The following is a 24,789-nucleotide window of genomic DNA, read 5'->3' on the forward strand; positions in this document are numbered from 1 at the left end:
GGTTCGACTAGAAAGGTGCGAAAGCTCGCATCGAGGGCCCGCGTTCGGTCCCCCGCAGCGGGGGCCCACCCGTGCCGTCCGGGCGGACGACCGGCGGGCACGCGTCACCTCCGTCGATGCGACTCGACCTCAGCACGTTACGGGCAATCGCCCCGCCCGGTCAAACGGATCATGCGGCCGCCGCGGCGCCGGACGTCCCGTTGGAGCTGGTCGTCCGGCGGGGGCCCGCTCGCGCACCGTATCGGCCCCGGACGGTCCCGGCTTCGTGTTGCGGGTGCGGATCGGCACGGGCTAGGGTTCTTCCTCCGGGCAAGCCGACGCTCCTGTGACTCGTGAGAGCGATGTTCGGTGTTCCGCCCGCCCCCCAATCGAGAACCACCCCGCCCGGCCGCCGACGCGGCCGGAGACGCCCCGTCCCGCCTTTCCCGAACCCCTGCGGCGGAGTTTTGCACAGGGTGCCTCATGCCTATGCACAGCATGTGGACAACTCTGTGGACAACTCGTGAGAGAGTAAGGCTTCCGCGTCGCGGCCGTGCCCAACGAGGCGGGCCGCAACTCGTGGGACAGCCGGGCGGTCAGGTACCCGGACGGTCAGGTACTCCGTTCGGCGGAGTTGTGGGGAGGGGACCTTGCGCATGGACGGTCAGGATCTCGGATCGGTCTGGGCCCGCACCCTCACCGCGCTGTCTGAGAGCGATCTGTCCCCGAGTTACCGCGCATGGCTGCCGATGGTCCGCCCGCTGGCCCTGGTGGAGGGGACGGCCCTTCTGGCGGCGCCCAACGAGTTCGCCAAGGACGCCCTGGAAACGCGGCTGCGGAACCTCATCACGCAGGCGCTCTCCCATGAACTGGGCAGGGAGATCCGCGTCGCGGTGACCGTCCAGCCGGAGCCGCCGGCCGTTTCCGGGCCGGGTCCGGGCGGCGGTTCCCGCGCGGGTTCGGGAGAGCCGCTGTCGGCGCCGGTGCCGGGTCCGGGGATGCACGAGTCCGCGCCTTCTTCTTATGGCGAACGGCCGCTTGAGGACCGCGACAGGGACCGGGATCGCGACCGGGATCGGCCCTATCCGGACAAGCAGCAGTACGGGGACTCCCCTTACTCCGAGCGCCCGGATTACACCGACCGTCCTTACCCGGAGCAGCCGTACGGCGACCCGGGCTACCGGCCGCCGTCCGAAGTTACCCACAGGCCGGGCCTTCCCGGTGGATATCCACAGGGCGACGACGACCGTGGATGGCCGCAGCGTGACAATGACCACGGCGCCCCTTATCCGCCGGCTCCCCGTCCCCCCGCGTATGGGGCCGGTCCGGGGGGGCGCGGGCCGTCCTCCTATGACCGGGGAAACGTCCCGAACTTTCCGGGGCGCGGCCGTCCGCAGGAAGGGTTCGGCGGTCCCGAGGGCTATGGGGGAGCAGAAGGGTTCGGCTCCGAGGGGTTCGGTGGCGAGCCTCCCGGACGGCCCCCGCACGCGCCTTCCCATCTCAATGACCGCACGCTCGGCCCGCTGCGTCCCGGCGGCCGTGGCGAGCCGATGGGCCGAGAGGCCCAGCATGGGAAAGGCGAGCCTCCGCTGGGGCGCGACGAAGACTCCTATAAGGCGGAGTCCCCGTTTCCCGGCACGGAGCAGTCGTACACAGGGCCGGAGCAGTATCCGGGTTCCGAGCAGTACCGCGACGAAAAGCCGTACCGGGGCGAGGGCGGTTTCCGCGACGACGAGGGGTCCGACGCTCGTGGACCGGTCCCGGCCCCTGGCGGACCGTCCGGCTCGGGTGGCCCCGGGGGCGCGCGCGAGAGTGGCGGCGGTCAGGGCGCCGGTGCGTCCGAGCACGCGCGCCTCAACCCCAAGTACACCTTCGAGACGTTCGTCATCGGCTCGTCCAACCGGTTTGCGCACGCCGCGGCCGTCGCCGTCGCCGAGCAGCCGGCCAAGGCCTACAACCCGCTGTTCATCTACGGCGACTCCGGGCTCGGCAAGACGCACCTGCTGCACGCGATCGGCCACTACGCGCAGAGCCTCTTCAACGGAGCACGTGTCCGTTATGTGAGTTCCGAAGAGTTCACGAACGACTTCATCAACTCCATCCGCGACGGCAAGGCCGACGGGTTCCGCCGCCGCTACCGGGATGTGGACATCCTCCTCGTCGACGACATCCAGTTCCTGGAGGGCAAGGAGCAGACGCAGGAGGAGTTCTTCCACACCTTCAACACCCTGCACAACGCCAGCAAGCAGATCGTGATCTCCAGCGACCGGCCGCCCAAGGAGCTGGTCACGCTGGAGGACCGGCTGCGCAACCGGTTCGAGTGGGGCCTGACGACCGACGTCCAGCCGCCCGAGCTGGAGACGCGGATCGCGATCCTGCAGAAGAAGGCCCGCCAGGAGGGCCTGGCCGCGCCGCCGGACGTGCTGGAGTTCATCGCCTCGCAGATCGCGACGAACATCCGCGAGCTGGAGGGCGCGCTGATCCGGGTGACGGCGTTCGCGAGCCTGAACCGGCAGTCGGTCGACATGAAGCTCGCGGAGATCGTCCTGAAGGACCTGATCCCCAACGACTCCGGTCCGGAGATCACCGCGGCGATGATCATGGCGCAGACGGTCGAGTACTTCGGCACGACGATCGAGGACCTGTGCGGGCCGTCGCGGTCGCGGATGCTGGTGACGGCCCGGCAGATCGCGATGTACCTGTGCCGGGAGCTGACCGACCTGTCGCTTCCCAAGATCGGGCAGCAGTTCGGTGGCCGCGACCACACCACGGTCATGCACGCCGAGCGCAAGATCCGGTCGCTGATGGCCGAGCGCCGCGCGATCTACAACCAGGTCACCGAGCTGACGGGACGGATCAAGCACCAGGCCCGCAAGCGCTGACGGAAGGGCCCGGACGGGCCGTCCCGGCCCCTTGCGAGCTGTGTAAAAGCCTCGTGCACAGGCCGTTCGAACGCCCGGTCGAACACCGGCCGGCGGCGGCCCCGAACCAAGATCGACACGCACAACCTGGGGATAACCCTGGGGATCCCGGCCGAAAGGCCGGGGAAAACCTGCGGACAACATGGGGACGACTCGTGGACCGATTGTGGAAGCCCTGGGGACGGCCACCCGGCATCATGGGGACGAACCCGTGGACAAGCTGGGGAAGCCTTGGGGACGCCCTGGGGACGACCGCGGCCGGACCCCGCCACGACGGCCGGGAGCCGGGACGGCCCGGGAGAACCTGCGGAAAACTCGTGGACAACCGGGGGATGACGTGAGGACGACCTGTGGGGACGGAATCGCCGTCCCCAGCACGGCCCGCGCCGTCCACCGCCGATGCACAGACCCGGTGGACAGAGATCCGCGGTCTCACCTGCGGGAACGCGGTCTGTCCACACTATCCACGGCCCCTATTACTGGTACTGCTCTACTTCTCTACTCAAGAAAAGATCCAACTCAAATCAGGGCCTGGGGACAACGCGCCCCGAGCGCCCGCGCCGAGGCGCAAGCAGCACACCCTCGTCCGACACCTGCAGGAGGCGGGTCCCCTTGAAGTTCCGCATCGACAGAGACGCCCTGGCCGACGCCGTGGCCTGGACGGCGCGCACGCTGCCGGTCCGGCCCCCGGTGCCGGTGCTCGCGGGCATGCACATCGTCGCCGGAGGCGAAGGCAACGACGACCGGCTGAAGCTGTCGGCGTTCGACTACGAGGTCTCCGCGCAGGTCTCCACGGAGATCGACGTCGAGGAGGCGGGGACGGCGCTGGTGTCCGGCCGGCTGCTCGCGGAGATCTCGCGCAGCCTTCCTCCCCACCCTGTGGAGGTCACGACCGACGGCGCGAAGGTGATGCTCCGCTGCGGGAGCGCGAAGTTCACACTCCTCACCATGCCTGTGGAGGACTACCCGTCGCTGCCGGAGATGCCGCCGGCCGCCGGCGCGGTCGGCAGCGACGAGTTCGCCGCCGCCGTCGCCCAGGTCGCGATCGCGGCGGGCAAGGACGACACCATCCCCATGCTCACCGGTGTGCGTGTGGAGATCGAGGGGGAGACCGTCACCCTCGCGTCCACCGACCGGTACCGGCTGGCCGTCCGGGAGCTGCACTGGAAGCCGGAGCGGCCGGACTTCTCCGCGGTCGCGCTCGTCCCGGCGAAGACGCTGGCCGACACCGCCAAGTCGCTGACCGCGGGCGCCGAGGTGTCGATCGCGCTGGCCGCGACCGGCGGCGCCGGCGAGGGCATGATCGGTTTCGAGGGCGGCGGCCGCCGCACCACGTCGCGGCTGCTGGACGGCGACTTCGTCAAGTACCGGTCGCTGCTGCCAAGCGAGTACGCGGGCCTGGCCGAGGTGCAGACGGCGCAGTTCATCGAGGCGGTGAAGCGCGTGTCGCTGGTCGCCGAGCGCAACACCCCCGTGCGGCTCTCGTTCAGCCAGGGAGAGGTCGTCCTGGAGGCCGGGACGGGGGACGAGGCTCAGGCCGTGGAGGCCCTGGAGGCGACGCTGGAGGGCGAGGACATCGACATCGCCTTCAACCCCGGGTTCCTGCTCGACGGGCTCTCGGCGATCGGCTCGGACGTCGCGCGGCTGTCGTTCACCACGCCCACCAAGCCGGCGGTGCTCACCGGCAAGCCCCCGCAGGACGGTGAGAACCCCAACTACCGTTATCTGATCATGCCGGTGCGGTTGTCTGGGTAAAGACCGGTCCTGGGGCATACCTGGGGGAGACGACCGGTCCGCGGGGAAGCCTCCGCGGACGGGCACGGGCAGTTACGCACAGGGGAGAAGTGAGCATGGAGCTGGGCATCATCGGCCTGGGCAAGATGGGCGCGAACATGGCCGAGCGGCTGCGGCGCGGCGGTCACACGATCGTCGGCTACGACCGCAACCCCGACGTCAGCGACGTCGGCTCGGTCGAGGAGCTGGTCGAACGCCTCTCCCCGCCGCGCGCCGTGTGGGTGATGGTGCCCGCGGGCGGCCCGACGCAGGACACCATCAACAAGCTGGGGGAGCTGCTCGACGCGGGCGACCTCGTGGTGGACGGCGGTAATTCACACTATGTGGACGACCAGAAGCACGGCGAGGAGCTGGCCGGCAAGGGCATCGGCTTCGTCGACTGCGGGGTCAGCGGCGGCGTGTGGGGACTGCAGAACGGCTACGCCCTCATGGTCGGCGGTGACGAGGACAACGTGAAGCGGCTGATGCCGATCTTCGAGACGCTGAAGCCGGAGGGCGACTACGGCTTCGTGCACTCCGGCAAGATCGGCGCCGGCCACTACGTGAAGATGGTCCACAACGGCATCGAGTACGCGATGATGCAGGCCTTCGGCGAGGGCTACGAGCTGATCGAGGCCAGCCCCCTCGTCACGAAGGTGCCGGACACGTTCCTCAGCTGGCAGGAGGGCACGGTCATCCGGTCCTGGCTGCTGGACCTGCTGAACCGCGCGCTCAAGGACGACCCGGAGCTGGACGACCTGCGCGGCTACGCCAACGACTCCGGCGAGGGCCGCTGGACGGTGCAGGCCGCGGTGGAGCACGCCGTCCCGCTGCCGGCGATCACCGCCTCGCTGTTCGCCCGGTTCACCTCCCGGCAGGACGACTCCCCCGCGATGCGCGTCGTCGCGGCGCTGCGCAACCAGTTCGGCGGGCACGCGATCGAGACCGCCAAGGGCGCCGACTCCCCCGGCGCCGACGTGAACCCCCCTGTGTTGTAGCAATCCCGGCCCAAAGGTCTCGCCTGGCGGCTCGACCCTTGACCGGTCTTGGGCGAGCGCGGCATCGCTTCGCGATCTGGCCGGTGGTGCTCGCCTTCGGCGTCGCACCACCGGGCAGGTAACGCGCTCGCGCGACGGCTGGGCGGCTCAAAGCCGTCCAGGGTTATCCACAGAACGCGCGGAGTGTGTGGGCGGTGCGCGGGAGGCTCTACGCTCGTGTCTCGTGCACGTCGCCCACCTCTCGCTGCAGGACTTCCGGTCGTACGCCACCGCCGAGGTGGCGCTCGGGCCGGGCGTGACCGCGTTCGTGGGGCCGAACGGGCAGGGCAAGACGAACCTGGTCGAGGCGATCGGGTACGTCGCCTCGCACGGCAGCCACCGCGCCGCGACCGACGCGCCGCTCGTCCGGCAGGGCGCGCCGCGCGCGATCGTGCGCGCGGGCGTGGTGAAGGACGACCGCAAGGCGCTGATCGAGCTCGAGATCAACCCGGGCAAGGCGAACCGGGCGCGGCTGAACCGGTCCCCCGTCCCCAGGCCGCGCGAGATCCTGGGGATGCTGCGGACGGTGCTGTTCGCCCCGGAGGACCTCACGCTGGTGAAGGGCGACCCGGGGGAGCGCCGCCGGTTCATGGACGAGCTGCTGACGTCGCGGGCCCCCCGGTTCGCGGCGGTCCGGTCCGACTACGACCGCGTCCTCAAGCAGCGCAACGCCCTGTTGAAATCGGCCGCCGCACATCGCCGGTCCCCCGGCCCCGAGGTGCTCGCGACGCTCGACGTGTGGGATTCGCATCTGGCGCGCACCGGGGCGGAGCTGCTGGCGGGGCGGCTCGAGCTGGTGGAGGCGCTCCGCCCGCTCGTCGCGCGCGCGTACGCGGCGCTCGCCCCGGCCAGCGGCGCGGCCGATCTGCACTACAAGAGCTCGCTGGCGGCGGAGGAGTTGTCCACAGACCGTGGACGGCTGGCCGAGCAGCTGCTGGCAGGCGTGGCCGAGGCGCGCAAGCAGGAGCTGGAGCGCGGGGTGAGCCTGGTCGGGCCGCACCGCGACGAGCTCGTCCTGCGGCTGGGGGAGCTGCCCGCGCGCGGCTACGCCAGCCACGGCGAGTCGTGGTCGTTCGCGCTCGGGCTGCGGCTCGCGGCGTTCGACCTGCTCCGCGCGGACGGCGACGACCCGGTGCTGATCCTCGACGACGTGTTCGCCGAGCTGGACGTGGGGCGGCGCAGCCGGCTGGCGGAGATGGTGGTGCCGGCCGAGCAGGTGCTGATCACCGCGGCGGTCCCCGCCGACGTCCCGGCGGAACTGACGGGCGGTTCGTATACCGTCTCCGACGGCCGGGTGGTCCGGGACTGACCGGGAAGGGGCGCGCAGGTGACGAATGATCCACAGGATGTGCACAACTCCCCCGGTCCGGTGAATTCTCCGGATCCCGGCGGCGCCGACGATCCCCAGGCTGTGGACGGCCCGCAGGCCGCCGCCCCGCCAGGCGCCGGTCCACAGGGGGCCGGCTCCCAGGAGTCGGGGCCGCAGACGGCCGGTTCGCAGGGGGACGACGCCGCGTCGGGGGAGTCCGGCGGGGTCCCGGCGAAGTCGGGCATCGAGCTGGCGCGGGAGGCGCTCGCGCAGGCGAAGGCCGACGCGCTGAAGCGCGGCACCCTCCCCGGCCAGGGAGGCAAGCGCAAGGGCGCGGCCAAGCCCGTCCGGGTGCGGGATCCGAGCCGCGGCGGCGACCCGCAGGCGTTCGGCGCGGCGATCCGCGACCTGCTGGCCTCGCGCGGGTGGGAGCAGCGCGCGGCGGTCGGCGGCGTGTTCGGGAACTGGGCCGGCATCGTCGGTCCCGAGCTGGCCGAGCACACCCGTCCGGAGCGCTTCGAGGACGGCGAGCTGACCGTCGCCGCCGATTCGACGACGTGGGCGACGCAGCTGCGGCTGCTGTCGTCGACACTGGTGCGGCGGCTGAACGAGGAGCTGGGGCACGGGACGGTCCGCCGGGTCAAGGTGGTCGGTCCGGCGTCGGGCCCCCGCCGCAACGGCGCCTGGCGCGTCCGCTGAACCGGCGGCCGAGCGCCCGCGAGGGAGCGGTTCGGCGGTTCACGCGGCGCGCGGCGCCCCGCGGAGAGGCGCTCCCGGCGCTCAGCTGGGTGACAAGGGGCAGGCGGGGACGGCGCGCCGCGGAGGCGGTCGCGCGGCGTGACGGGATGTCGGTGGCGGGTGGGAACATCTGTTCGGGAAGCTCGGTGACGAGTTCAGCAACGAGCGCGCCGTAGGCCAGAGAACCCCCCCAGGGCTATGGGGGGATGCATCTCCGGGCCCGCTCGGCCGCCACACGCGCACACAGCGCTCGGGAGTGCCACTTTTCGCCGTGTGACCCGGTAGAATGAAAACGGGTTCAGGATGCTGCACCGCCATGGGGTGCCCAGAGCTCTACCGAACACGTACGGAGCACTAGGGCGCCCTCATGTGTGTACGGGGCACACCGCGCTCCCCTGGGCGCGGGGCGGCTCACCATCCCCGGCAGGAGGATCTCCTTTGGCGTACGACGCTAGTTCGATCACTGTCCTTGAAGGCCTGGAAGCGGTGCGCAAGCGTCCGGGCATGTACATCGGGTCGACCGGTGAGCGCGGCCTCCACCACCTGGTCTACGAGATCGTGGACAACTCGGTCGACGAGGCCCTGGCGGGCTACGCCGACGACATCGTGGTGACGCTGCTCGCGGACGGCGGCGTCAGCGTGCTCGACAACGGCCGCGGAATCCCGGTGGGCGAGCACCCGGTGGAGAAGCGCCCGGCGATCGAGCTGGTGCTGACGACGCTGCACGCGGGGGGCAAGTTCGACGGCAAGTCCTACGCGGTCTCCGGCGGCCTGCACGGTGTCGGCTCGGCGGTGGTGAACGCGCTGTCCAGCCGGCTGGATGCCGAGGTCAGGGTGGACGGCCACGTGTGGCGGCAGTCCTACACCTGGCAGGGCCCGGCGACGGAGCTGCGCAGGGGCGAGGAGACCGCCGAGACGGGCACCCGCATCACCTTCTGGCCCGACGGCGACATCTTCGAGACCCTCGAGTGGAACTTCGAGACGCTGTCGCGCCGCATGCAGGAGATGGCGTTCCTGAACCGCGGCCTGTCGATCACGCTGGTGGACGAGCGGCCGGACCACTCCAACGGTGAGCCGAACGTGGTGAAGTACTGCTACGAGGGCGGCATCGAGGACTTCGTCCGCTACATCAACGCGCGCAAGGAACCCGTCCACGAGACCACGATCTATTTCGGCGACGACACCGAGGGCATGTCGGTGGAGATCGCCATGCAGTGGAACTCCTCGTACGCCGAGTCGGTGCACACGTTCGCGAACACGATCAACACGGCGGAGGGCGGCACCCACGAGGAAGGGTTCCGTGCGGCGCTGACGACGATCGTCAACCGGTACGCCCGCGACAAGGGGCTGCTGCGCGACAAGGACGACAACCTGACCGGTGAGGACGTCCGCGAGGGCCTCACCGCGATCATCTCGATCAAGCTGGCCGACCCGCAGTTCGAGGGGCAGACCAAGACCAAGCTCGGCAACACCGAGGCGAAGTCGTTCGTGCAGCGGGCCTGCAACGAGCATCTGCGCGACTGGTTCGAGGAGAACCCGGGCGAGGCCAAGGAGATCATCAACAAGGCGTCGCAGGCCGCGCGCGCGCGGGTGGCGGCGCGGCAGGCGCGCGACCTGACCCGGCGCAAGAGCCTGCTGGAGTCGACGTCGCTGCCCGGTAAGCTGTCGGACTGCCAGTCCACCGACCCCGGCAAGTCCGAGCTGTACATCGTCGAGGGCGACTCGGCGGGCGGCTCGGCCAAGGGCGGCCGCGACCCGCACTTCCAGGCCATCCTGCCCATCCGCGGCAAGATCCTGAACGTCGAGAAGGCGCGGATCGACAAGATCCTCAAGAACAACGAGGTCCAGGCGATCATCACCGCGCTCGGCACCGGGGTGCACGACGAGTTCGACATCTCCAAGCTGCGCTACCACAAGATCATCCTGATGTCGGACGCCGACGTCGACGGCCACCACATCAACACGCTGCTGATGACGCTGCTGTTCCGGTTCATGAAGCCGCTGATCGAGGCCGGCCACGTGTACCTGTCGCAGCCCCCGCTCTACAAGATCAAGTGGGACGCGCGCGGCAACGAGGCCGACTACGCCTTCTCCGACGCCGAGCGCGACGCGATCATCGAGGCCGGGATCGCCGCCGGCCGCCGCGACCCGCGCCCCCGCGACCAGGTGCAGCGCTTCAAGGGCCTCGGCGAGATGAACGCCAACGAGCTGTGGGACACCACGATGGACCCCGACAACCGGGTCCTGCTGCAGGTTCAGCTCGACGACGCCGCCCAGGCCGACGAGCTGTTCAGCGTGCTCATGGGCGAGGAGGTCGAACCCCGCCGGGAGTTCATCCAGCGCAACGCCAAGGACGTGCGCTTCCTCGACATCTGACAGGTGCGGCGGCCCCCGCCCGCCCTGACCGGCGGCGGGGCTCCCATCGGGCGTCGTACTTCGTTCCCATTTAGCAGAAGAGGTCTTGAGAGTGACGGACGTGACCACAGAGGGTGGACACCCGGGCGAGCGGATCGAACCGGTCGACATCCAGGTCGAGATGCAGAAGAGCTATCTCGACTATGCGATGTCGGTCATCGTCGCGCGCGCGCTGCCCGAGGTCCGCGACGGACTCAAGCCGGTCCACCGCCGCGTCCTGTACGCGATGTACGACGGCGGCTACCGGCCCGACCGCGGCTACTTCAAGTGCGCCCGCGTCGTCGGCGACGTCATGGGGAACTACCACCCCCACGGCGACTCGGCCATCTACGACGCGCTGGTCCGCCTGGCACAGCCGTGGTCGATGCGGTACCCGCTGGTCGACGGCAACGGCAACTTCGGTTCGCGCGGCAACGACCCCGCCGCTGCCATGCGGTACACCGAGTGCCGCATGGCGCCCCTGGCGATGGAGCTGCTGCGCGACATCGACAAGGAGACCGTCGACTTCTCCCCGAACTACGACGGCCGCTCCCAGGAGCCGGACGTCATGCCGTCGCGGTACCCGAACCTGCTGGTGAACGGCTCGGCCGGCATCGCGGTCGGGATGGCCACCAACATCCCGCCGCACAACCTGCGCGAGGTCGCCGAGGGCGTCCGCTGGTTCCTGGACAACTACGGCGCGTCCGACGAGGAGCTGCTCGAGGCGCTGATCGAGCGGGTCAAGGGCCCCGACTTCCCGACCGCCGGCCTGATCGTCGGCCGCAAGGGCATCGAGGAGGCCTACCGCACCGGCCGCGGCTCCATCACGATGCGGGCCGTCGTCGAGGTCGAGGAGATCCAGGGCCGCACCTGCCTGGTCGTCACCGAACTCCCCTACCAGGTCAACCCGGACAACCTCGCGCTGAAGATCGCCGAGTCGGTCAAGGACGGCAAGCTCGACGGCATCGCCGACGTCCGCGACGAGACCTCCGGCCGGACCGGCCAGCGCCTGGTGATCGTCCTCAAGCGGGACGCGGTCGCCAAGGTCGTCCTGAACAACCTGTACAAGCACACGCAGCTGCAGGAGACGTTCGGCGCGAACATGCTCGCGCTGGTCGACGGCGTGCCGCGCACGCTGCGCATCGACCAGTTCGTCCGGCACTGGGTGGCGCACCAGATCGAGGTCGTCGTCCGGCGCACCCGGTTCCTGCTCCGCAAGGCCGAGGAGCGCGCCCACATCCTGCGCGCGCTGCTGAAGGCGCTGGACCGCATCGACGAGGTCATCGCGCTGATCCGCCGCTCGCCGTCCGCCTCGGAGGCGCAGCAGGGCCTGATGAACCTGCTGGACATCGACGAGATCCAGGCGCAGGCGATCCTGGACATGCAGCTGCGCAAGCTCGCCGCCCTGGAGCGCCAGGCGATCACCGACGAGTACGACAAGCTCATGGCGGAGATCGCCGACTACAACGACATCCTGTCCTCGCCGGAGCGGCAGCGGCAGATCGTCGGCGACGAGCTGGCCCCGATCGTCGAGAAGTTCGGCGACGAGCGGCGCACCGAGATCATCCCGTTCGACGGGGACGTGTCGTACGAGGACCTCATCGCCGAAGAGGACGTCGTCGTCACCATCACCCGCGGCGGCTACGCCAAGCGCACCAAGACCGACCTGTACCGGGCGCAGCGGCGCGGCGGCAAGGGCATCCGCGGCGCGCAGCTGAAGCAGGACGACATCGTCGACCAGTTCTTCGTCACCACGACGCACCACTGGATCCTGTTCTTCACCAACAAGGGCCGGGTGTACCGGGCGAAGGCGTACGAACTGCCCGACTCCGGGCGCGACTCGCGCGGCCAGCACGTCGCGAACCTCCTCGCGTTCCAGCCGGACGAGCACATCGCCCAGGTCATGGACCTGCGCGACTACGAGGTCGCCCCCTACCTCGTCCTCGCCACCAAGAAGGGCCGCGTCAAGAAGACGGCGCTGCGCGACTTCGACTCGCCCCGCACCGGCGGCATCATCGCGATCAACCTGGTCGACGACGACGAGGTGATCGCCGCCCGGCTCGTCTCCGCCGACGACGACCTGCTGATGGTGTCGACCGGCGCCCAGGCGATCCGGTTCCACGCCGACGACGAGTCCCTGCGGCCGATGGGCCGCGCCACCTCCGGCGTGATCGGCATGCGCTTCGAGGAGGACCAGGAGGTCCTGAACATGCTGGTCGTGAAGGACGCCGAGCACGACGTCCTGGTCGCGACCGAGGGCGGCTACGCCAAGCGGACCCCCGCCGACCAGTACCCCGTCCAAGGGCGGGGTGGTAAGGGAGTTCTCACCGCTAAGATCGTGGAATCTCGCGGCAGGTTGGTAGGGGCGCTGATGGTCCGCCCGGACTACGAGGTGTTCGGCATGACCTCCAACGGGGGCGTCATCCGCACCAGCGCCGCCGAGATCAAGCAGTCCGGCAGGCAGACCATGGGCGTCCGCCTGATGAACCTCGCCGAGGGGGACAGCGTGGTCGCCATCGCGAGGAACGTAGAGTCCACCATTGAGGACTCAGTCGACGCCGAGGGGGGCGATGGTGAGTGACGTTTCCGTTCTCCTCACCGAGCCGCTAGGCCAGGAGGACACGTGAGCACCGAGCCCGGCAAGAGCAAGGGCGGGAGCGGCAAGGGGGGCGCCGGCAAGCCCGCCGGCCGCCCGGCCGCGACCGGCAAGGCCGCGGACAGGCCCGGCGGCAAGACCGTCGCCGCCGCGTCCGCCAAGCCGGCCCGGGACGAGGCCACCGTCGAGATCGACTCCGACGCCGCCTCGGAGAACGGCTCGGACGCCGCGACGGGATCCTCGGGTTCGGCGGGCTCCTCGGGCTCCCCTTCGGGCGCCGACGCGACCAGGATCGACCTCGCCCAGGTCAAGGACGAGCCGGCGAAGCCCGAGACGCCGGAGATCGCCCCGGTCAAGGACACCGCCGAGCCGGCCAAGGGCCCGGCGCCCGCCAAGCGGCCCGGCCCGTCCAGCTGGGCGAAGCCCGCCGAGCCGTCCGGCTCGGTCTCCAGCGGCCGGACGGAGAAGCCGCCGGCCGCGGCCGCCGCGTCGGGCAACTCGTCCGGCCCGGGCCCGGGCCGGACGGGCTCCGGCTTCGCGGGGACCGTCCTCAAGGACCGCCCCTCCGCCGCCGTCGCCCCGGTGAACTCCGGCAAGGCCCCCGCGCCGGCCAAGCCGGCCCGCAAGGCCCAGCTCCAGCTGGCCCGGCTCGAGCCGTGGTCGGTGATGAAGTTCAGCTTCGTGATGTCGCTGGTCTGCTTCGTCGTCCTGCTGGTCGCCGTGGTGGTGCTGTACATCATCCTGTCCGGCCTCGGCGTCTTCGACGCCATCAGCGACACGATCAACAGCCTCACCAAGCAGCAGGGCGAGACCGACGGCGGCGTCGACGCCGGCAGCTGGTTCTCCTTCGCCCGCGTCTTCGGCTACACGGTCCTCGTCGGCGCCCTGAACGTCCTCCTCATCACCGCCCTGTCCACGGTCGGCTCCGTCATCTACAACCTCGCCGCGGACCTCGTCGGCGGCGTGGAGGTCACCCTCAAGGAGGCCGAATAGCGCGACCCCGCCGCCGCCCGCCAATCGATTTCCGGTTGCTGTTCCCCATGGGGTAATCTCTGGTTGCGCCGCAAGGCGGCGGCAGTACGGGCCTATAGCTCAGTCGGTTAGAGCGCATCCCTGATAAGGATGAGGCCGGAGGTTCAAGTCCTCCTAGGCCCACTTCGGAGATGGGAGTGGTGTGCCCGCGGAGAGCGCGGGCCGCCACTCCTCCGTCATTTCACCCGGGGGGCGACCCCCGGACCCCCGATGTGGGGGGCTCCGCCCCCCACGCCCCCCTTTGGGGGCTCCGCCCCCTTGCCCCCCACGCCCCCCTTTGGGGGCTCCGCCCCCTTGCCCCCCACGGGCGGCTTCGCCCCTGGGCGCTCGGGGCGCGGGGCGGGACGGCTATCGCTGATCTTGTTCGTCCGGTCGTGGTGCGTCCAGCGGTTTCACCCAGCGGCCCCACTGGGGCTGCCGGTGGTATCCCGCGGTGCTCCAAGCGTGGTGAGCGAGCTCGTTCGCGTCCAGGACCATGGCGTCGGCCCGGAACGCGCCGAAATCGCGAAAGCGCAGCTCAGCTCGTTCGATCAGCCTCCGTGCGATGCCCTGCCGCCGGTAGGCGGGATGGACGGCGAGCCGGTACAGATGCGCGCGCCACCCGTCCCACCCCGCAATCAGCGTGCCGACCATCCGCCCGTCGGCCTCCGCGACCAGCAGAGAGTGCGGATCCCGCTCGATCAGTGCCAGATAGCCCTGGGACGAGTCGTGCCGGTCTGTCCCCTCGCCCGCCAGCTTCCAGAACTCCAGGACGTCGTCGGCTTCGTCAGCCTGGCCGTATCGGATCATCGCTTTCGTCACGGAGTGCACGTTAGGCAATGCCGACGGGGGGTGGGGGTTAGCTTCCAGGTGGTTAGGGCGGCGAGGGTTAGGGTCGCGCCCAGGGTTGTGGGGCCGAGCCAGCCGGTGGTGGCGAAGAGGGCCGTGGTCGCGGTTGCTCCGAGGGCGGAGCCGAGGGAGTAGAAGACCATGTAGGCGCCGATGGCGGTGCTGGTGCGGTCGGGGTAGGCGGTGGTGAGAGCGTGCTGGTTGCTCACGTGGACGGCTTGGACGGCGAAGTCGAGCAGGAGCACGCCGAGGGCCAGGAGCGGCAGCGACCATGAGAGTTGTCCGATGGCTGCCCAGGAGGCGAGCAGGAGCGCCAGCGCGATGCCGGTGACGCGGTGCGCGTGCCCGGCATCGCCCCAGCGTCCGGACCTGGCGGCGCCGAGGGCTCCGGCGAGACCGGCGACGCCGAAGAGCCCGATCTGCGCTTGGCTGAGGTGCCACGGCGCGCCGGCCAGCGGCAGGGCCATGCCGCTCCACAGGGTGCCGAACGAGGCGAACAGGAAGAACGCGATCAGCCCGCGGCTGAGGAAAAGCGGCTGGACGAACAACCCGCCGAATGACCGGAGCACCTGCCCGTACCGCGCGGTGTCCGGACGGGGGTCCGCAGGCAGCGCGGTGAGGGTGAGCGGCGCGAGGACCGCGGCGAGGACGGCGAGGGTCACGTAGATGCTCCGCCATCCCCAGAGGTCCGCCAGGACTCCGGCGGCGACGCGCGAGCCGAGGATGCCGATCACCACGCCCGAGGTCACGATGCCGAGGTTGCGGCCGCGTTCGGCTGGCGGGGAGATCGACGCCGTGTACGCGACGGTCGTCTGCACCACCACCGCGAAGGCGCCAGCGGCGGCCAGTCCGGAGAACGCCGCCCAGGCGGCCGGGGCGGCCGCGGTGACGGCCGTGCCCGCGGCCACCAGGGCGAGGTGCGCGGCGATCAGGCGCCTGCGGTCGAGGACGTCGCCCAGCGGCACCAGCAGGACCAGTCCGGCCAGATAGCCGAGCTGGCCCGTGGCCACCAGCCAGCCGAGCGAGCCGTCCGCAACGCCCAGGTCGCGGCCCATCGGGCTCAGCACCGGCTGCGCGGCGTAGACGCCGGCCACCGCGACCCCGCACACCACCCCCAGCAGCAGCCTCGTCCTCCAGTTCACCGAGCCCCCCGATCAGTTTCATTTTGCAACTGATGGGAGATTAGGTCAGAATAGTTTCAATGTGCAACTCATTGGAGGTGTGATGGCACGCGACGACGCCGACGGGCAGGGGTGGACGGATCCGACCTGCCCGGTCGCCCGCACGGTCGATCTCGTCGGCGACCGGTGGAGCCTGCTCATCGTCCGCGACGCGATGGACGGCGCCCGCTCGTTCACCGAGTTCCAGCAGCGCACCGGCATCGCGCGCAACATCCTCACCGAACGGCTCCGCAAGCTCACCGCCCGCGGCCTGCTCGTCCAGGTCGGCGCGCCGTCGGGCAGGCGCAGGCTGTACGAGCTCACCGAGGCGGGCAGGGACCTCTTCCCGGTGATCGTCACGCTGCGGCAGTGGGGCGAACGCCACGCCTTCGAGCCGGGCGAGAAGCACTCGGTCCTGGTCGACGGCGACGGTGCTCGCGTCCCCGACCTCCTGCCCGTGGCGGCGAACGGGACGCCGCTGACGAGCGACACGTCCTCGGTGCGACGACCCTCTTGACCCCCGCGGACCTCCGCCCGACGGTGATGGGGTGTCCATTCCGTGGACGAATCTCATCACGGCCGGATCGACTCTCGTCGCAGCCGTCGGCGGAGCCTCTCTGACCGCGCTCCTAGGCGGCCGGGCAGATGAGCGCCGCCTGGCCCACGAACGGTGGGTGGAGATCGTCGGATCGGAGGAGGCGGCGGACAAGGCCCAGCAGGTCGCCGAGGCCGGGTCGTACGTCGGCCTGCGGCTGAGCGATTCCTACCTCGCACGTCAACTGACGGAGTTGGAGGCCGGGAAGGTGGAGCACCGCGAACTCAGGCAGAGGGCGAGCGAGTTCGCCACGCTGTGCCGCCGCGAACTCTCGGAGTGACGGGTACGCCGTCCCCCGAGCGAGCTACCTGGGAATGTCCTCCGCGCGGTGATGATTCCGGGGTCGTCGAATCTCTAGCGTTCTCATTGTGAGCGCGGCATTACAGGCCGCGAAATACAGGCGGTGGCGAATTGCGTCCCGGCCGCCGGTTCTTTCGCTGGAGGACATGATGACCCGCAAGTTCAGGACGTTCGCCGCGGTCGCGGTTTGCTTCGCGGTGGCCGGGACGGGGCTCACTGGCTGCGAGGACGACGGGTTCGCCTCGAAGAAGCCCGACACTTTCTCGGGGGCGAGGAAGTTCACGATCGAGAAGAAGACGGTGAACGTGTCCTGCTCGGGACGGCGAAACGGGGACGCGCCGGTCGTCGTCCTGCTGCCCGGCCTGGGTGACGGGATGGACAAGATGGCCGCTTTCCAGAAGACGCTCAGCACGAAGAACCGGGTGTGCTCCTATGACCGGCTCGGGGAGGGGGCGAGCAGCAAGCCGGACGCGCCGCAGAGTTTCGCCAGTACCGGAAAAATCCTCACCGGGGTCATCGACGAGGTCGCGGGCGATGCGCCGGTGGTCCTGGCCGGGCACTCGATGGGCGGGCTGATCGCCGCCCGGTACGCCCCCGACCACCGGGGCCAGGTCAAGGGGCTGGTCCTGATGGACGCGACGCCTTCGACGATGCTCGCCGACCTGAAGACCGCGATCCCCGCGTCCGCCACGGGTCCGGCGGCGCAGCTGCGCGCGCAGAACCTCGCGGTCTTCGGGGGCGAGAACCCGGAGCGGCTCGCGACGCCCGACGGGAAGGTCCGATCCGCCGGGAACATCCCGGTCGAGGTGATCAAGCACGGGAAGCCGTACCTCGTGGCCGTCCCGGGGGCCGGCCCGCGCCTGGAGGCGGCCTGGACGGCCGGTGAGCGCAGGTGGCTCGCGCTGTCCGGCCGCAGCCGGTTCACGGTGGCGGGCAAGAGCGGCCACTACATCTACCTGGAGCAGCCCGACGTCGCGGTGCAGGCCGTCGAGCGGGTGTCCGCGCAGGTCGCGAGCTGAGAACCCGGAGGGCGGTCGACGGGCCTCGCGGCGTCCCGCCCTTCGGCCGCGCGGCCGCGGAACGGTCCGTCCCCCGTGCGAGCTACCCGTAAATGTCCTCCGCGCGGTGACGTTTCCTCAAGGCCTCAATCCATAGCGTTATCGCGACCGCGGAAGTCGGGCCGCGGGCGTCTTAAAGGAGTCGGAAATGCGTTTGGTGAAGCAACTACTGGCGGTCGCCGCGGTCGCCCTCGTCGGCAGCCAGATCGCCGCCGCGGTGGACGGGAACGCGGCCCTCACCTTGGTGGTGGGAATGGCGACGGCGGTGCTGGCGCCCGTCGTGTACGCCTGGGTGGTGCGGCGGACCGAGCACCGCGCGCCGGCAGAGATCGCGACGAAGGGCGCCGCCCCCGCCGTCGGACGGGGCATGCTGATCGGTTTCGTGATGTTCGCGGCCGTTATCGCGAACATCGCCTTCCTCGGCGACTACCGGGTCGACGGCTTCGGCTCGGTCTCGGGCACGTTCGCCCTGCTCGGCTTCATGGCCGCCGCGGCGGTGACGGAGGAGCTGCTGTTCCGGGGCATCCTGTTCCGGATCATCGAGGGGCGCATTGGGACGTGGGCGGCGCTCGCGCTGACCGCGCTGCTGTTCGGGCTGTCGCACCTCACCAACGCGGACGCCACCCTGTGGGGCGCGATCGCGATCGCCATCGAGGCCGGGGGCATGCTGGCCGCCGCGTACGCCGCGACCCGGAACCTGTGGGTGCCGATCGGGCTGCACTTCGCCTGGAACTTCGCCGAGTCGGGCATCTTCGGCACCGAGGTGTCGGGCAACGGCGACAACAAGGGGCTGCTGGACGGCGTGACGTCGGGCCCGTCGCTGGTCACCGGCGGCAAGTTCGGCCCGGAGGCGAGCCTGTACGCGGTCGGGGCCGGGTTCGCGCTGACGGTGGTGTTCATGTGGCTGGCCCACCGCCGCGGCCACCTGGTGCCCGCCCGCCGGCGGGGCGCCGGCCGGGCCGCCGCGACCGCTACGCTCTCCCGATGATCGGTACGCGGCGGCTTCCGATGACGGATTTCGACCGGGTCCCGGACCTGTGGCGTCGGCTCGACGTCACGGTCCGGGACCTCCCGCTGGCGCTGCTGATGGCCGCCATGTCGTTCCTTCCGGGCTTCCACGGCCATGGGACGCAGATCGGGGAGATGGCGACCCGCCCCTTCGACGCACTGGGCGCCTTGGTCGTCGTCCTGGAGTGCCTCCCCCTGGCGGTGCGGCGGCGGTGGCCGACGGTGTGCGCGGCGCTGGTGATGCTGGGGTTCGCCGCCGACCAGCTGCGCGGATACCACCTGGTCGCGGGCACCGCGCTGCCGATCGCGCTGATCAGCGCGGGCGCCCATGCGGAGCGCTACCGGCGGACGTTCATGATCGTGGCGTCGGCCCTGTACCCGGTGTTCGCGGTCGGGCTGAACCGGGCGGGCGCGAACGAGCAGGTGGACGAGTACGTGACGTTCTACCTGGCGCTCGTCCTGGTGTGGGGGGTCGGTTCGTGGCTGCGCTCCACGCGGGCCGCCGAGGCCGAGCGCCGGCTCCGCGTCGCCGAGGCCACCCGGACCGCCGAGCGCACCCGCATCGCCCGCGAGCTCCACGACGTGGTGACCCATCACGTGACGGCGATGGTGGTGCAGGCGGAGGCGGCGCGCTACCTGCTCGCGGCCCCCGACCGCCTGGACGAGACGTTGAGCGCGGTCACCGACACCGGCCGCCGGGCGATCACCGATCTGCGGCATCTGCTCGACCTGCTCAACCCTGACCACGGCACCGGCGCCGATGCCGGGGCCGGCACGGGCGCGGAGGGCAGGGCGCCGTCCGCGGGCGACGTGGGCGCGCTGGTGGAGCAGACGCGGCGGGCGGGGCAGCCGGTGGAGTTCGAGCAGGTGGGCGAGGCCGCGGTGGCCGCGGGCAGCGCCGAGGCCGTCGCCTACCGGGTGGTGCAGGAAGCCCTGACGAACGTGTTGAAGTACGCCCATGGGAGCCAGGCCGTGGTCGAGGTGCGCTACGGCGCGAATGAGATCACGGTGGAGGTCGGCAACGACGGCTCGGGGTCGCGTGCCGCGGCCGTCGGGGTCGGCGGCCGCGGCCTGCTGGGCCTCGGCGAGCGGGTGGCGGCGCTGGGCGGGGAGTTCGGCGCGGACCCGCGTCCCGGCGGCGGCTTCCTGGTGCGGGCGCGCATCCCGTCGGGCAGCGGATCGTGACGGTGAAGCCCGCCGGCGCCGGGATGTGAACAGAGTTATCCACAGGATGTGGATTGGCCGGCTCCCTGGCGACGGAACCGCGCGTGGCCAGGAATGACGCGGATATCCCCAGGAAGCAGGCTTGGGGACGTCCGGTGGACGGCGGTGGGCACGGCGACCACCTCTGGGACGTGGACGATGTTATCCACAGGTGGCGTGCACCGGCGGGGAACTCGTGGACGAGGCCTCGGCGCGCCGACTTCGGGCCTCGTCACGCGACTGGAGCGATGCGCGGGCGGCTGTCCACAAGCGCGGGTCGGATGGCGGCTGGGGACGTCGTTGGGGATTCTCGGTGGGCGACGCCTTCCACGGGTTGCGGGTGCCTGTGGAGGGCGGCTGCCCACAAGCTGTGAACGCGATGTGCACGGACGGGCCGCGAGAGCCGTCTCATCGCTGGTCAGCGGGTTATCCACGCCGTGGACAACGGTCCTGCCATCTGGGGACCGGGTGGGGAAGAATGGTGGACGGCGCCGCTCCTCGGTCGTACCCAGGTTGTGCACGGGAGTTATCCACAGGCTGTGGATTCTGTGCACGACCCGGGGACGGTGTGGACGGCGCGACGGCGCGCCCGCCAATCCCGATCGGATGTTCGAAAGACCTTGCAGCCTGGGGATTCCGTTGTGGAGCCGGCTCCCGGAAGGCCTGCTCACAAGGGTCGGGGGATGTGCGGAACGTTGCCCCCAGCCTGTGGATTACGGGCGTCGAGGGGGCGCGTCGGCAGAATCCGTGCCGGGCGGGGCGGTCGGCGAGCCCGGCGCGGAGATCGTCGTTTCGGGCGGTCTGGACATGTGCGGCGGGCTGCGTCTTAATGGCGGGATGATGCCCGGGACGGTCGCCGCGACGCCGCGCGGACGGGCTCCCACCTGCGAACATTTGTTCGAATGCGTGCTAGGCTCCCGGACTCATGGGGCACCTTCTGAACGAGCCGGTCCGGGCCGAGCACGATCCCTCCGGACGGCTCACGGCGTACGAATGGCGGGGGTCGCGCTACGCCGTCGAGGAGGTCCTGAAGACCTACGGGACGCCCCAGGAAGGCCGCGTCTACCGGGTCCGGATCGTCGGCGCGGAGGGCGTGGCCGTCGCGGAGCTCGGCCGTGACCGGGACCGCTGGCGGCTCCGGCACGTCTTCTCCGCCTGACGGCGGCACCGGCGGCACCGGCGGCACCGGCGGCACCGGCGGCACCGGCGACACAGGCGACACAGGCGGCAGCGGGGGCGCGGTGCGCCCGCCGGACCGGGCGGTGTGGACGCGGGTCGACGGCATCCAGGGCGCCTCGCTCGACCTGCTCAACGCGCGGATCGGCACCCGGCACTACGCGCCGCACGCCCATGACGAGTTCGCGATCGGCGTGTGCGTCGACGGCCTGGAGACCATGCGGTACCGCGGCGAGCGGCTGTACTCGGCGGCCGGCAGCGTCGTGGTGATCGAGCCGGGCGAGGCGCACACGGGCGGCCCCGCCGATCAGGACGGCTTCGCCTACCTGTGTCTCTACCCGACGGCCGAGCTGGTGGGGGCGGCGTCGGGCTGGGACCGCGGGAACCGCGGGGCGCCGCACTTCGGTGAGCCGATCATCGACGATCCGGGGCTGGCGCGCGTCCTGCGGCTCGCCCACCGGTCGCTGCGGCTGGGCGATGATCCGCTGGAGGGGGAGAGCCGGCTGCTCGGCGTGCTCGGCACGCTCGTCCGGCGGCATGCCGTGCGGGGAGGGCAGGAGGAGCCCGGTCCGCCGGGTTCGTCCGGGATCGCCCGTGCCGTCGCGTCGCGGCTGTCCGACGAGCTGGTGAGCCCGCCCACGCTGGCCGAGGTGGCGGCCGGCCTCGGCATGTCCCGATACCAGTTGCTGCGCGCGTTCCGCGATTCCATGGGGATGCCGCCGTACGCGTGGCTCGCACAGCACCGCGTGGCGCGCGCGCGAACGCTGCTTGACGCGGGGCATAGGCCCGCCGATGTCGCGCCGCTCGTCGGGTTCGCCGACCAGGCGCACCTGACCCGCTGGTTCCGCCGCGTCCTCGGCGTGACGCCCGGCGCGTACCGCAACAGCGTTCAAGACCGCGCCCGCCGCCGCACCGCATCCTGAACCGGTGCCCGGCGGTGCGGCCGGGCGGCCGATCCCGGAACGGAGGACGTGGTGAGTCGCCGCGGCTGGTCGCTGTTCGCGCTGATGAGCGTGTTGTGGGGGATCCCCTACCTGATGATCAAGGTGGCGGGCGAGGGCGTGTCGGTGCCCGTGCTGGTGTTCGCGCGGACCGCGCTCGGCGCGCTCGTGCTGGTGCCGATCGCCGCCCGGTCCGGCGGCCTGGAGCCGGTGCGCCGGCACTGGCGTCCGCTGCTGGCGTTCACGGCGGTGGAGATCCTCGGCCCGTGGGCGCTGCTGTCGGACGCCGAGCACCGGCTGACCAGCTCGATGACCGGGCTGCTGATCGCCGCGGTGCCGATCATCGGGGTGGTGCTGGCGCGGCTGACCGGCGACGCGGAACGGCTGGGGCCGGTCCGCTGGGCGGGGCTGCTGGTCGGCCTCGCGGGCGTCGGCGTGCTGGCCGGCCCGCACCTCGGCGGCGGCAGCGCGTGGGCGGTCGGCGAGGTCATGCTGGTGGCGCTCGGCTACGCCGTCGCCCCCATGGTCGCGACGCGCCGGCTGCAGGACCTGCCGAGCCTGCACATGGCCGCGGGAGCGCTGACGATCGCCGCGGTGGTGTACGCGGGCCCGGCGGTCGCGACATGGCCGGACGCGGCGCCGAGCGGCCGCGTGCTGGCCTCCCTCGGCGGCCTCGGCCTGGTCTGCACCGCGCTCGCGTTCATCGTGTTCTTCGAGCTCATCCGCGAGGCGGGCACGTCCAGGGCGATGGTGTTCACGTACGTGAACCCGGCGGTGGCGGTCGTCGCGGGCGTGCTGCTGCTCGACGAGCCGCTCTCCGGGACGATCATCGCCTCGTTCGTGCTGATCCTCGGCGGTTCCGTGCTCGCGACCGTCCGCCGCGCACCGGCTGCCGGGCCAGTGGTGGCCGCCCCGGCCGTGGAGGTGCCGGTCAGCGAAGAGTCACGATGAACTTCCCTGGCCGCCCTGCGTTGCCCGCCGGATCGGTCGCCCGGTACTCGACGGTATGCCGCCCCTTGGGGAGCTTGCCGTACGTCAGCGAGTCGATGACGGTGCCGTTCTCGGAGAACCGCCACGGCGCGGTCGAGTCGGTCGGCCAGCCGAAGTAGTTGAACCAGCCGTCGCCGTCCACGCGGAACTCAGAGACGACCACGCCCGGACGGTCGTCCGCGCCGGTCAGCCTCATGGTGAACGGACCGTCGAAGGTGTACTCGGGTGTGCCGCCCGGCCGTGCCTGCTTCTGCGCCGCGTCCGACAACTGGACCTTGACCGTCGGACGCTGTGCGTCGATCGTCCACGCACGGGTCTTGGAGCCGACCTTAGCGACGAGTGTGTGCGTGCCACTGCGCAGATGGAGGCGCCCTAGCGCGATGTCGCGTTCGCTGCCGCGCACACGCCGTCCGTCGAGTTCCCAATGGACGACCGGCGTCTTCTTAGCGGGATGGGTCGTCTCCGCATACACGACGGACTCGGCCCCGACGGGCTCGTCAGTGGGTGTGGACGAGGTGAAGTCATCGGGCACGTTTCCGGTAGGCGTCTTCAGCGACGTGTCGACGGTCCATGTACGGACCTGTGTGAGCGCCGCGGAGGCGCGTATGGCCGGGTCCCGCACGAAGTCGGTCGGGTCGGTGACCGTCGCCTTGACGGTGTGGGTCCCCTTCTTCAGGTGGAGGCGCTTGAGGTCAAGGTTCGGCGCTTTCCCTACGACCTTGCCGTCGGCCGTCCACGTGACCGACAACTGGTGTCCGGTGGGGTGCAGGGTCTCCATCCACAGGACACGGTCGGCGCCCACAGGAGCGTCCGTGGACGTCTGCGCCTGAACGAGGTTGACCTTGCCGGAGATGCGCTGCGTCATCCGTTCCCGGGCGACCTGGTCGTAGTAGTAGCCGAGCGTCTTCATCATGGAGTGCTGGCTCGGCCGCCACACACCCTTACTGAAGTAGAGGCCGCCCTCATAGCGGTCTATGACGCCGCCCGCTTCGCTGCGCTCTCCCAGCCAACGCCACCATTTCTGTTTCTGCGCCTTCATCTGCTCGACGGTCAGCAACGTGTGGTGGATGGACGTGGGCTCCGCACCGGTGTACGTACCGCCCGGCACACCCCGCTGGTAGTAGTCGTACTCGTCATCGAGTCCGCCTAGCGAATGCCCGAGTTCGTGCGGCGCGATGAGCGCCGACATGGCGTTCCCGCCAGAGGACGTGGCGTACGTACCGCCGGCGCCCCCGTAGGTGTCGCTGTTGGCCATCGCGAGGATCTGCCGGTTGCTCGCGCTGGTGCCCGGCACCATGTCCGCGTACGTCTTCGCCGCAGCGGAATCCATCACGAGCAGCCGCTGCAGACCGTCCTCCTTGCAGCCGCTCCAGAAAGCCATGCTGAGCGGCGTCGTACGGCGCGGTGAGGACAGATCGGGGTCGCAGCTCACCCCGGACTGCGCCGACGTGATCTCGACCGCGTACACGTTGATGTAGCTGCGGTACGACTTGAACGGCTCGATCGTCCACAGGTCGTTGAGATGCTTGTCGAGGTCGGCGCGGAACTTCGGCATGTCCGCCGCCGCATAGCCGTCGCCCATGACCACCAGGTTGAACCGCTTGGCCGGATCACCGGTGACCTGGACCGGGACCACCGTCGCGTCCGCCGCCTCCGCCCGCGCGGGCACCGCCGCCAGGGCCGTCACGGTGAGCGCCGCCGCGCCGATGATGCTCGTCCTGCCGATCCACATGCACGGACCTCCTCCGGGG

At 70.8% G+C, this 24,789-nt stretch carries 19 protein-coding genes and 1 tRNA gene; 17 read left to right on the plus strand and 3 right to left on the minus strand.

Translation table 11 applies throughout. The features are described from left to right. The first annotated feature begins 635 nt into the window (after positions 1 to 635). The 9 genes from dnaA to ABD296_RS27525 all read left to right on the plus strand — a co-directional run bounded on the left by dnaA (position 636) and on the right by ABD296_RS27525 (position 13,902). Entirely contained in the window at positions 636 to 2,861 is a 2,226-nt protein-coding gene (gene dnaA, locus ABD296_RS27485; protein ID WP_344273102.1) for a chromosomal replication initiator protein DnaA, read from the plus strand. Between the two features lie 651 nt (positions 2,862 to 3,512). Continuing rightward, positions 3,513 to 4,655: a DNA polymerase III subunit beta gene (gene dnaN / locus ABD296_RS27490; protein ID WP_344273105.1), complete on the plus strand. Its 1,143-nt coding sequence runs from the start codon at positions 3,513 to 3,515 to the stop codon at positions 4,653 to 4,655. Between the two features lie 95 nt (positions 4,656 to 4,750). Continuing rightward, a complete protein-coding gene (gene gnd, locus ABD296_RS27495) occupies positions 4,751 to 5,671 on the plus strand; it encodes a phosphogluconate dehydrogenase (NAD(+)-dependent, decarboxylating) (protein ID WP_344273108.1) in 921 nt (306 codons plus the stop codon). 223 nt (positions 5,672 to 5,894) lie between these two features. Next, positions 5,895 to 7,019 (plus strand): DNA replication/repair protein RecF, encoded by a 1,125-nt coding sequence (recF, locus tag ABD296_RS27500; protein ID WP_344273111.1) that lies wholly within the window; start codon positions 5,895 to 5,897, stop codon positions 7,017 to 7,019. A gap of 60 nt (positions 7,020 to 7,079) precedes the next feature. After that, positions 7,080 to 7,718, plus strand: coding sequence for a DUF721 domain-containing protein (locus tag ABD296_RS27505; RefSeq protein ID WP_344273114.1), 639 nt, complete (start codon positions 7,080 to 7,082; stop codon positions 7,716 to 7,718). Between the two features lie 477 nt (positions 7,719 to 8,195). After that, positions 8,196 to 10,133 (plus strand): DNA topoisomerase (ATP-hydrolyzing) subunit B, encoded by a 1,938-nt coding sequence (gyrB, locus tag ABD296_RS27510; protein ID WP_344273117.1) that lies wholly within the window; start codon positions 8,196 to 8,198, stop codon positions 10,131 to 10,133. A gap of 91 nt (positions 10,134 to 10,224) precedes the next feature. Next, complete coding sequence (gene gyrA / locus ABD296_RS27515) at positions 10,225 to 12,732, plus strand: DNA gyrase subunit A (RefSeq protein ID WP_344273119.1); 2,508 nt, start codon at positions 10,225 to 10,227, stop codon at positions 12,730 to 12,732. A 42-nt stretch (positions 12,733 to 12,774) separates the two neighbouring features. Beyond that, positions 12,775 to 13,740: a DUF3566 domain-containing protein gene (locus tag ABD296_RS27520; protein ID WP_344273122.1), complete on the plus strand. Its 966-nt coding sequence runs from the start codon at positions 12,775 to 12,777 to the stop codon at positions 13,738 to 13,740. Between the two features lie 88 nt (positions 13,741 to 13,828). After that, a tRNA-Ile gene (locus ABD296_RS27525) sits at positions 13,829 to 13,902 on the plus strand. Positions 13,903 to 14,127: 225 nt separating this feature from the next. Here ABD296_RS27525 and ABD296_RS27530 read toward each other — a convergent pair. Both ABD296_RS27530 and ABD296_RS27535 read right to left on the minus strand, forming a co-directional pair. Then, positions 14,128 to 14,580 (minus strand): GNAT family N-acetyltransferase, encoded by a 453-nt coding sequence (locus ABD296_RS27530; RefSeq protein ID WP_344273125.1) that lies wholly within the window; start codon positions 14,578 to 14,580, stop codon positions 14,128 to 14,130. Then, positions 14,577 to 15,749: an MFS transporter gene (locus ABD296_RS27535; protein ID WP_344273127.1), complete on the minus strand. Its 1,173-nt coding sequence runs from the start codon at positions 15,747 to 15,749 to the stop codon at positions 14,577 to 14,579. The genes ABD296_RS27530 and ABD296_RS27535 overlap by 4 nt, the downstream gene beginning before the upstream one ends. Before the next feature lie 82 nt (positions 15,750 to 15,831). Here ABD296_RS27535 and ABD296_RS27540 point away from each other — a divergent pair, with 82 nt between their 5' ends. The 8 genes from ABD296_RS27540 to ABD296_RS27575 all read left to right on the plus strand — a co-directional run bounded on the left by ABD296_RS27540 (position 15,832) and on the right by ABD296_RS27575 (position 22,999). After that, a complete protein-coding gene (locus ABD296_RS27540; protein ID WP_344273130.1) occupies positions 15,832 to 16,284 on the plus strand; it encodes a winged helix-turn-helix transcriptional regulator in 453 nt (150 codons plus the stop codon). A 31-nt stretch (positions 16,285 to 16,315) separates the two neighbouring features. Then, entirely contained in the window at positions 16,316 to 16,642 is a 327-nt protein-coding gene (locus tag ABD296_RS27545; protein ID WP_344273133.1) for a hypothetical protein, read from the plus strand. Positions 16,643 to 16,808: 166 nt separating this feature from the next. Next, positions 16,809 to 17,681: an alpha/beta fold hydrolase gene (locus ABD296_RS27550; protein ID WP_344273136.1), complete on the plus strand. Its 873-nt coding sequence runs from the start codon at positions 16,809 to 16,811 to the stop codon at positions 17,679 to 17,681. 187 nt (positions 17,682 to 17,868) lie between these two features. Further along, positions 17,869 to 18,708 (plus strand): CPBP family intramembrane glutamic endopeptidase, encoded by an 840-nt coding sequence (locus ABD296_RS27555; RefSeq protein WP_344273139.1) that lies wholly within the window; start codon positions 17,869 to 17,871, stop codon positions 18,706 to 18,708. A gap of 20 nt (positions 18,709 to 18,728) precedes the next feature. Then, on the plus strand, positions 18,729 to 19,913 hold the full coding sequence (locus ABD296_RS27560; protein ID WP_344273248.1) for a sensor histidine kinase: 1,185 nt from the start codon (positions 18,729 to 18,731) through the stop codon (positions 19,911 to 19,913). A gap of 943 nt (positions 19,914 to 20,856) precedes the next feature. Continuing rightward, positions 20,857 to 21,090 (plus strand): hypothetical protein, encoded by a 234-nt coding sequence (locus tag ABD296_RS27565; RefSeq protein WP_344273142.1) that lies wholly within the window; start codon positions 20,857 to 20,859, stop codon positions 21,088 to 21,090. After that, positions 21,047 to 22,030: an AraC family transcriptional regulator gene (locus ABD296_RS27570; RefSeq protein ID WP_344273145.1), complete on the plus strand. Its 984-nt coding sequence runs from the start codon at positions 21,047 to 21,049 to the stop codon at positions 22,028 to 22,030. The genes ABD296_RS27565 and ABD296_RS27570 overlap by 44 nt, the downstream gene beginning before the upstream one ends. A 51-nt stretch (positions 22,031 to 22,081) precedes the next feature. Continuing rightward, on the plus strand, positions 22,082 to 22,999 hold the full coding sequence (locus ABD296_RS27575; RefSeq protein ID WP_344273148.1) for a DMT family transporter: 918 nt from the start codon (positions 22,082 to 22,084) through the stop codon (positions 22,997 to 22,999). On the opposite strand, the gene ABD296_RS27580 is transcribed toward ABD296_RS27575, so the two are convergent. After that, positions 22,980 to 24,725, minus strand: a complete 1,746-nt coding sequence (locus ABD296_RS27580; RefSeq protein WP_344273150.1) for a M64 family metallopeptidase — start codon at positions 24,723 to 24,725, stop codon at positions 22,980 to 22,982. The two genes, ABD296_RS27575 and ABD296_RS27580, sit on opposite strands and share 20 nt — an antisense overlap. Positions 24,726 to 24,789 lie beyond the last annotated feature (64 nt).

It is taken from the genome of Actinomadura napierensis (genome assembly GCF_039529375.1).
Classification (GTDB): domain Bacteria; phylum Actinomycetota; class Actinomycetes; order Streptosporangiales; family Streptosporangiaceae; genus Spirillospora; species Spirillospora napierensis.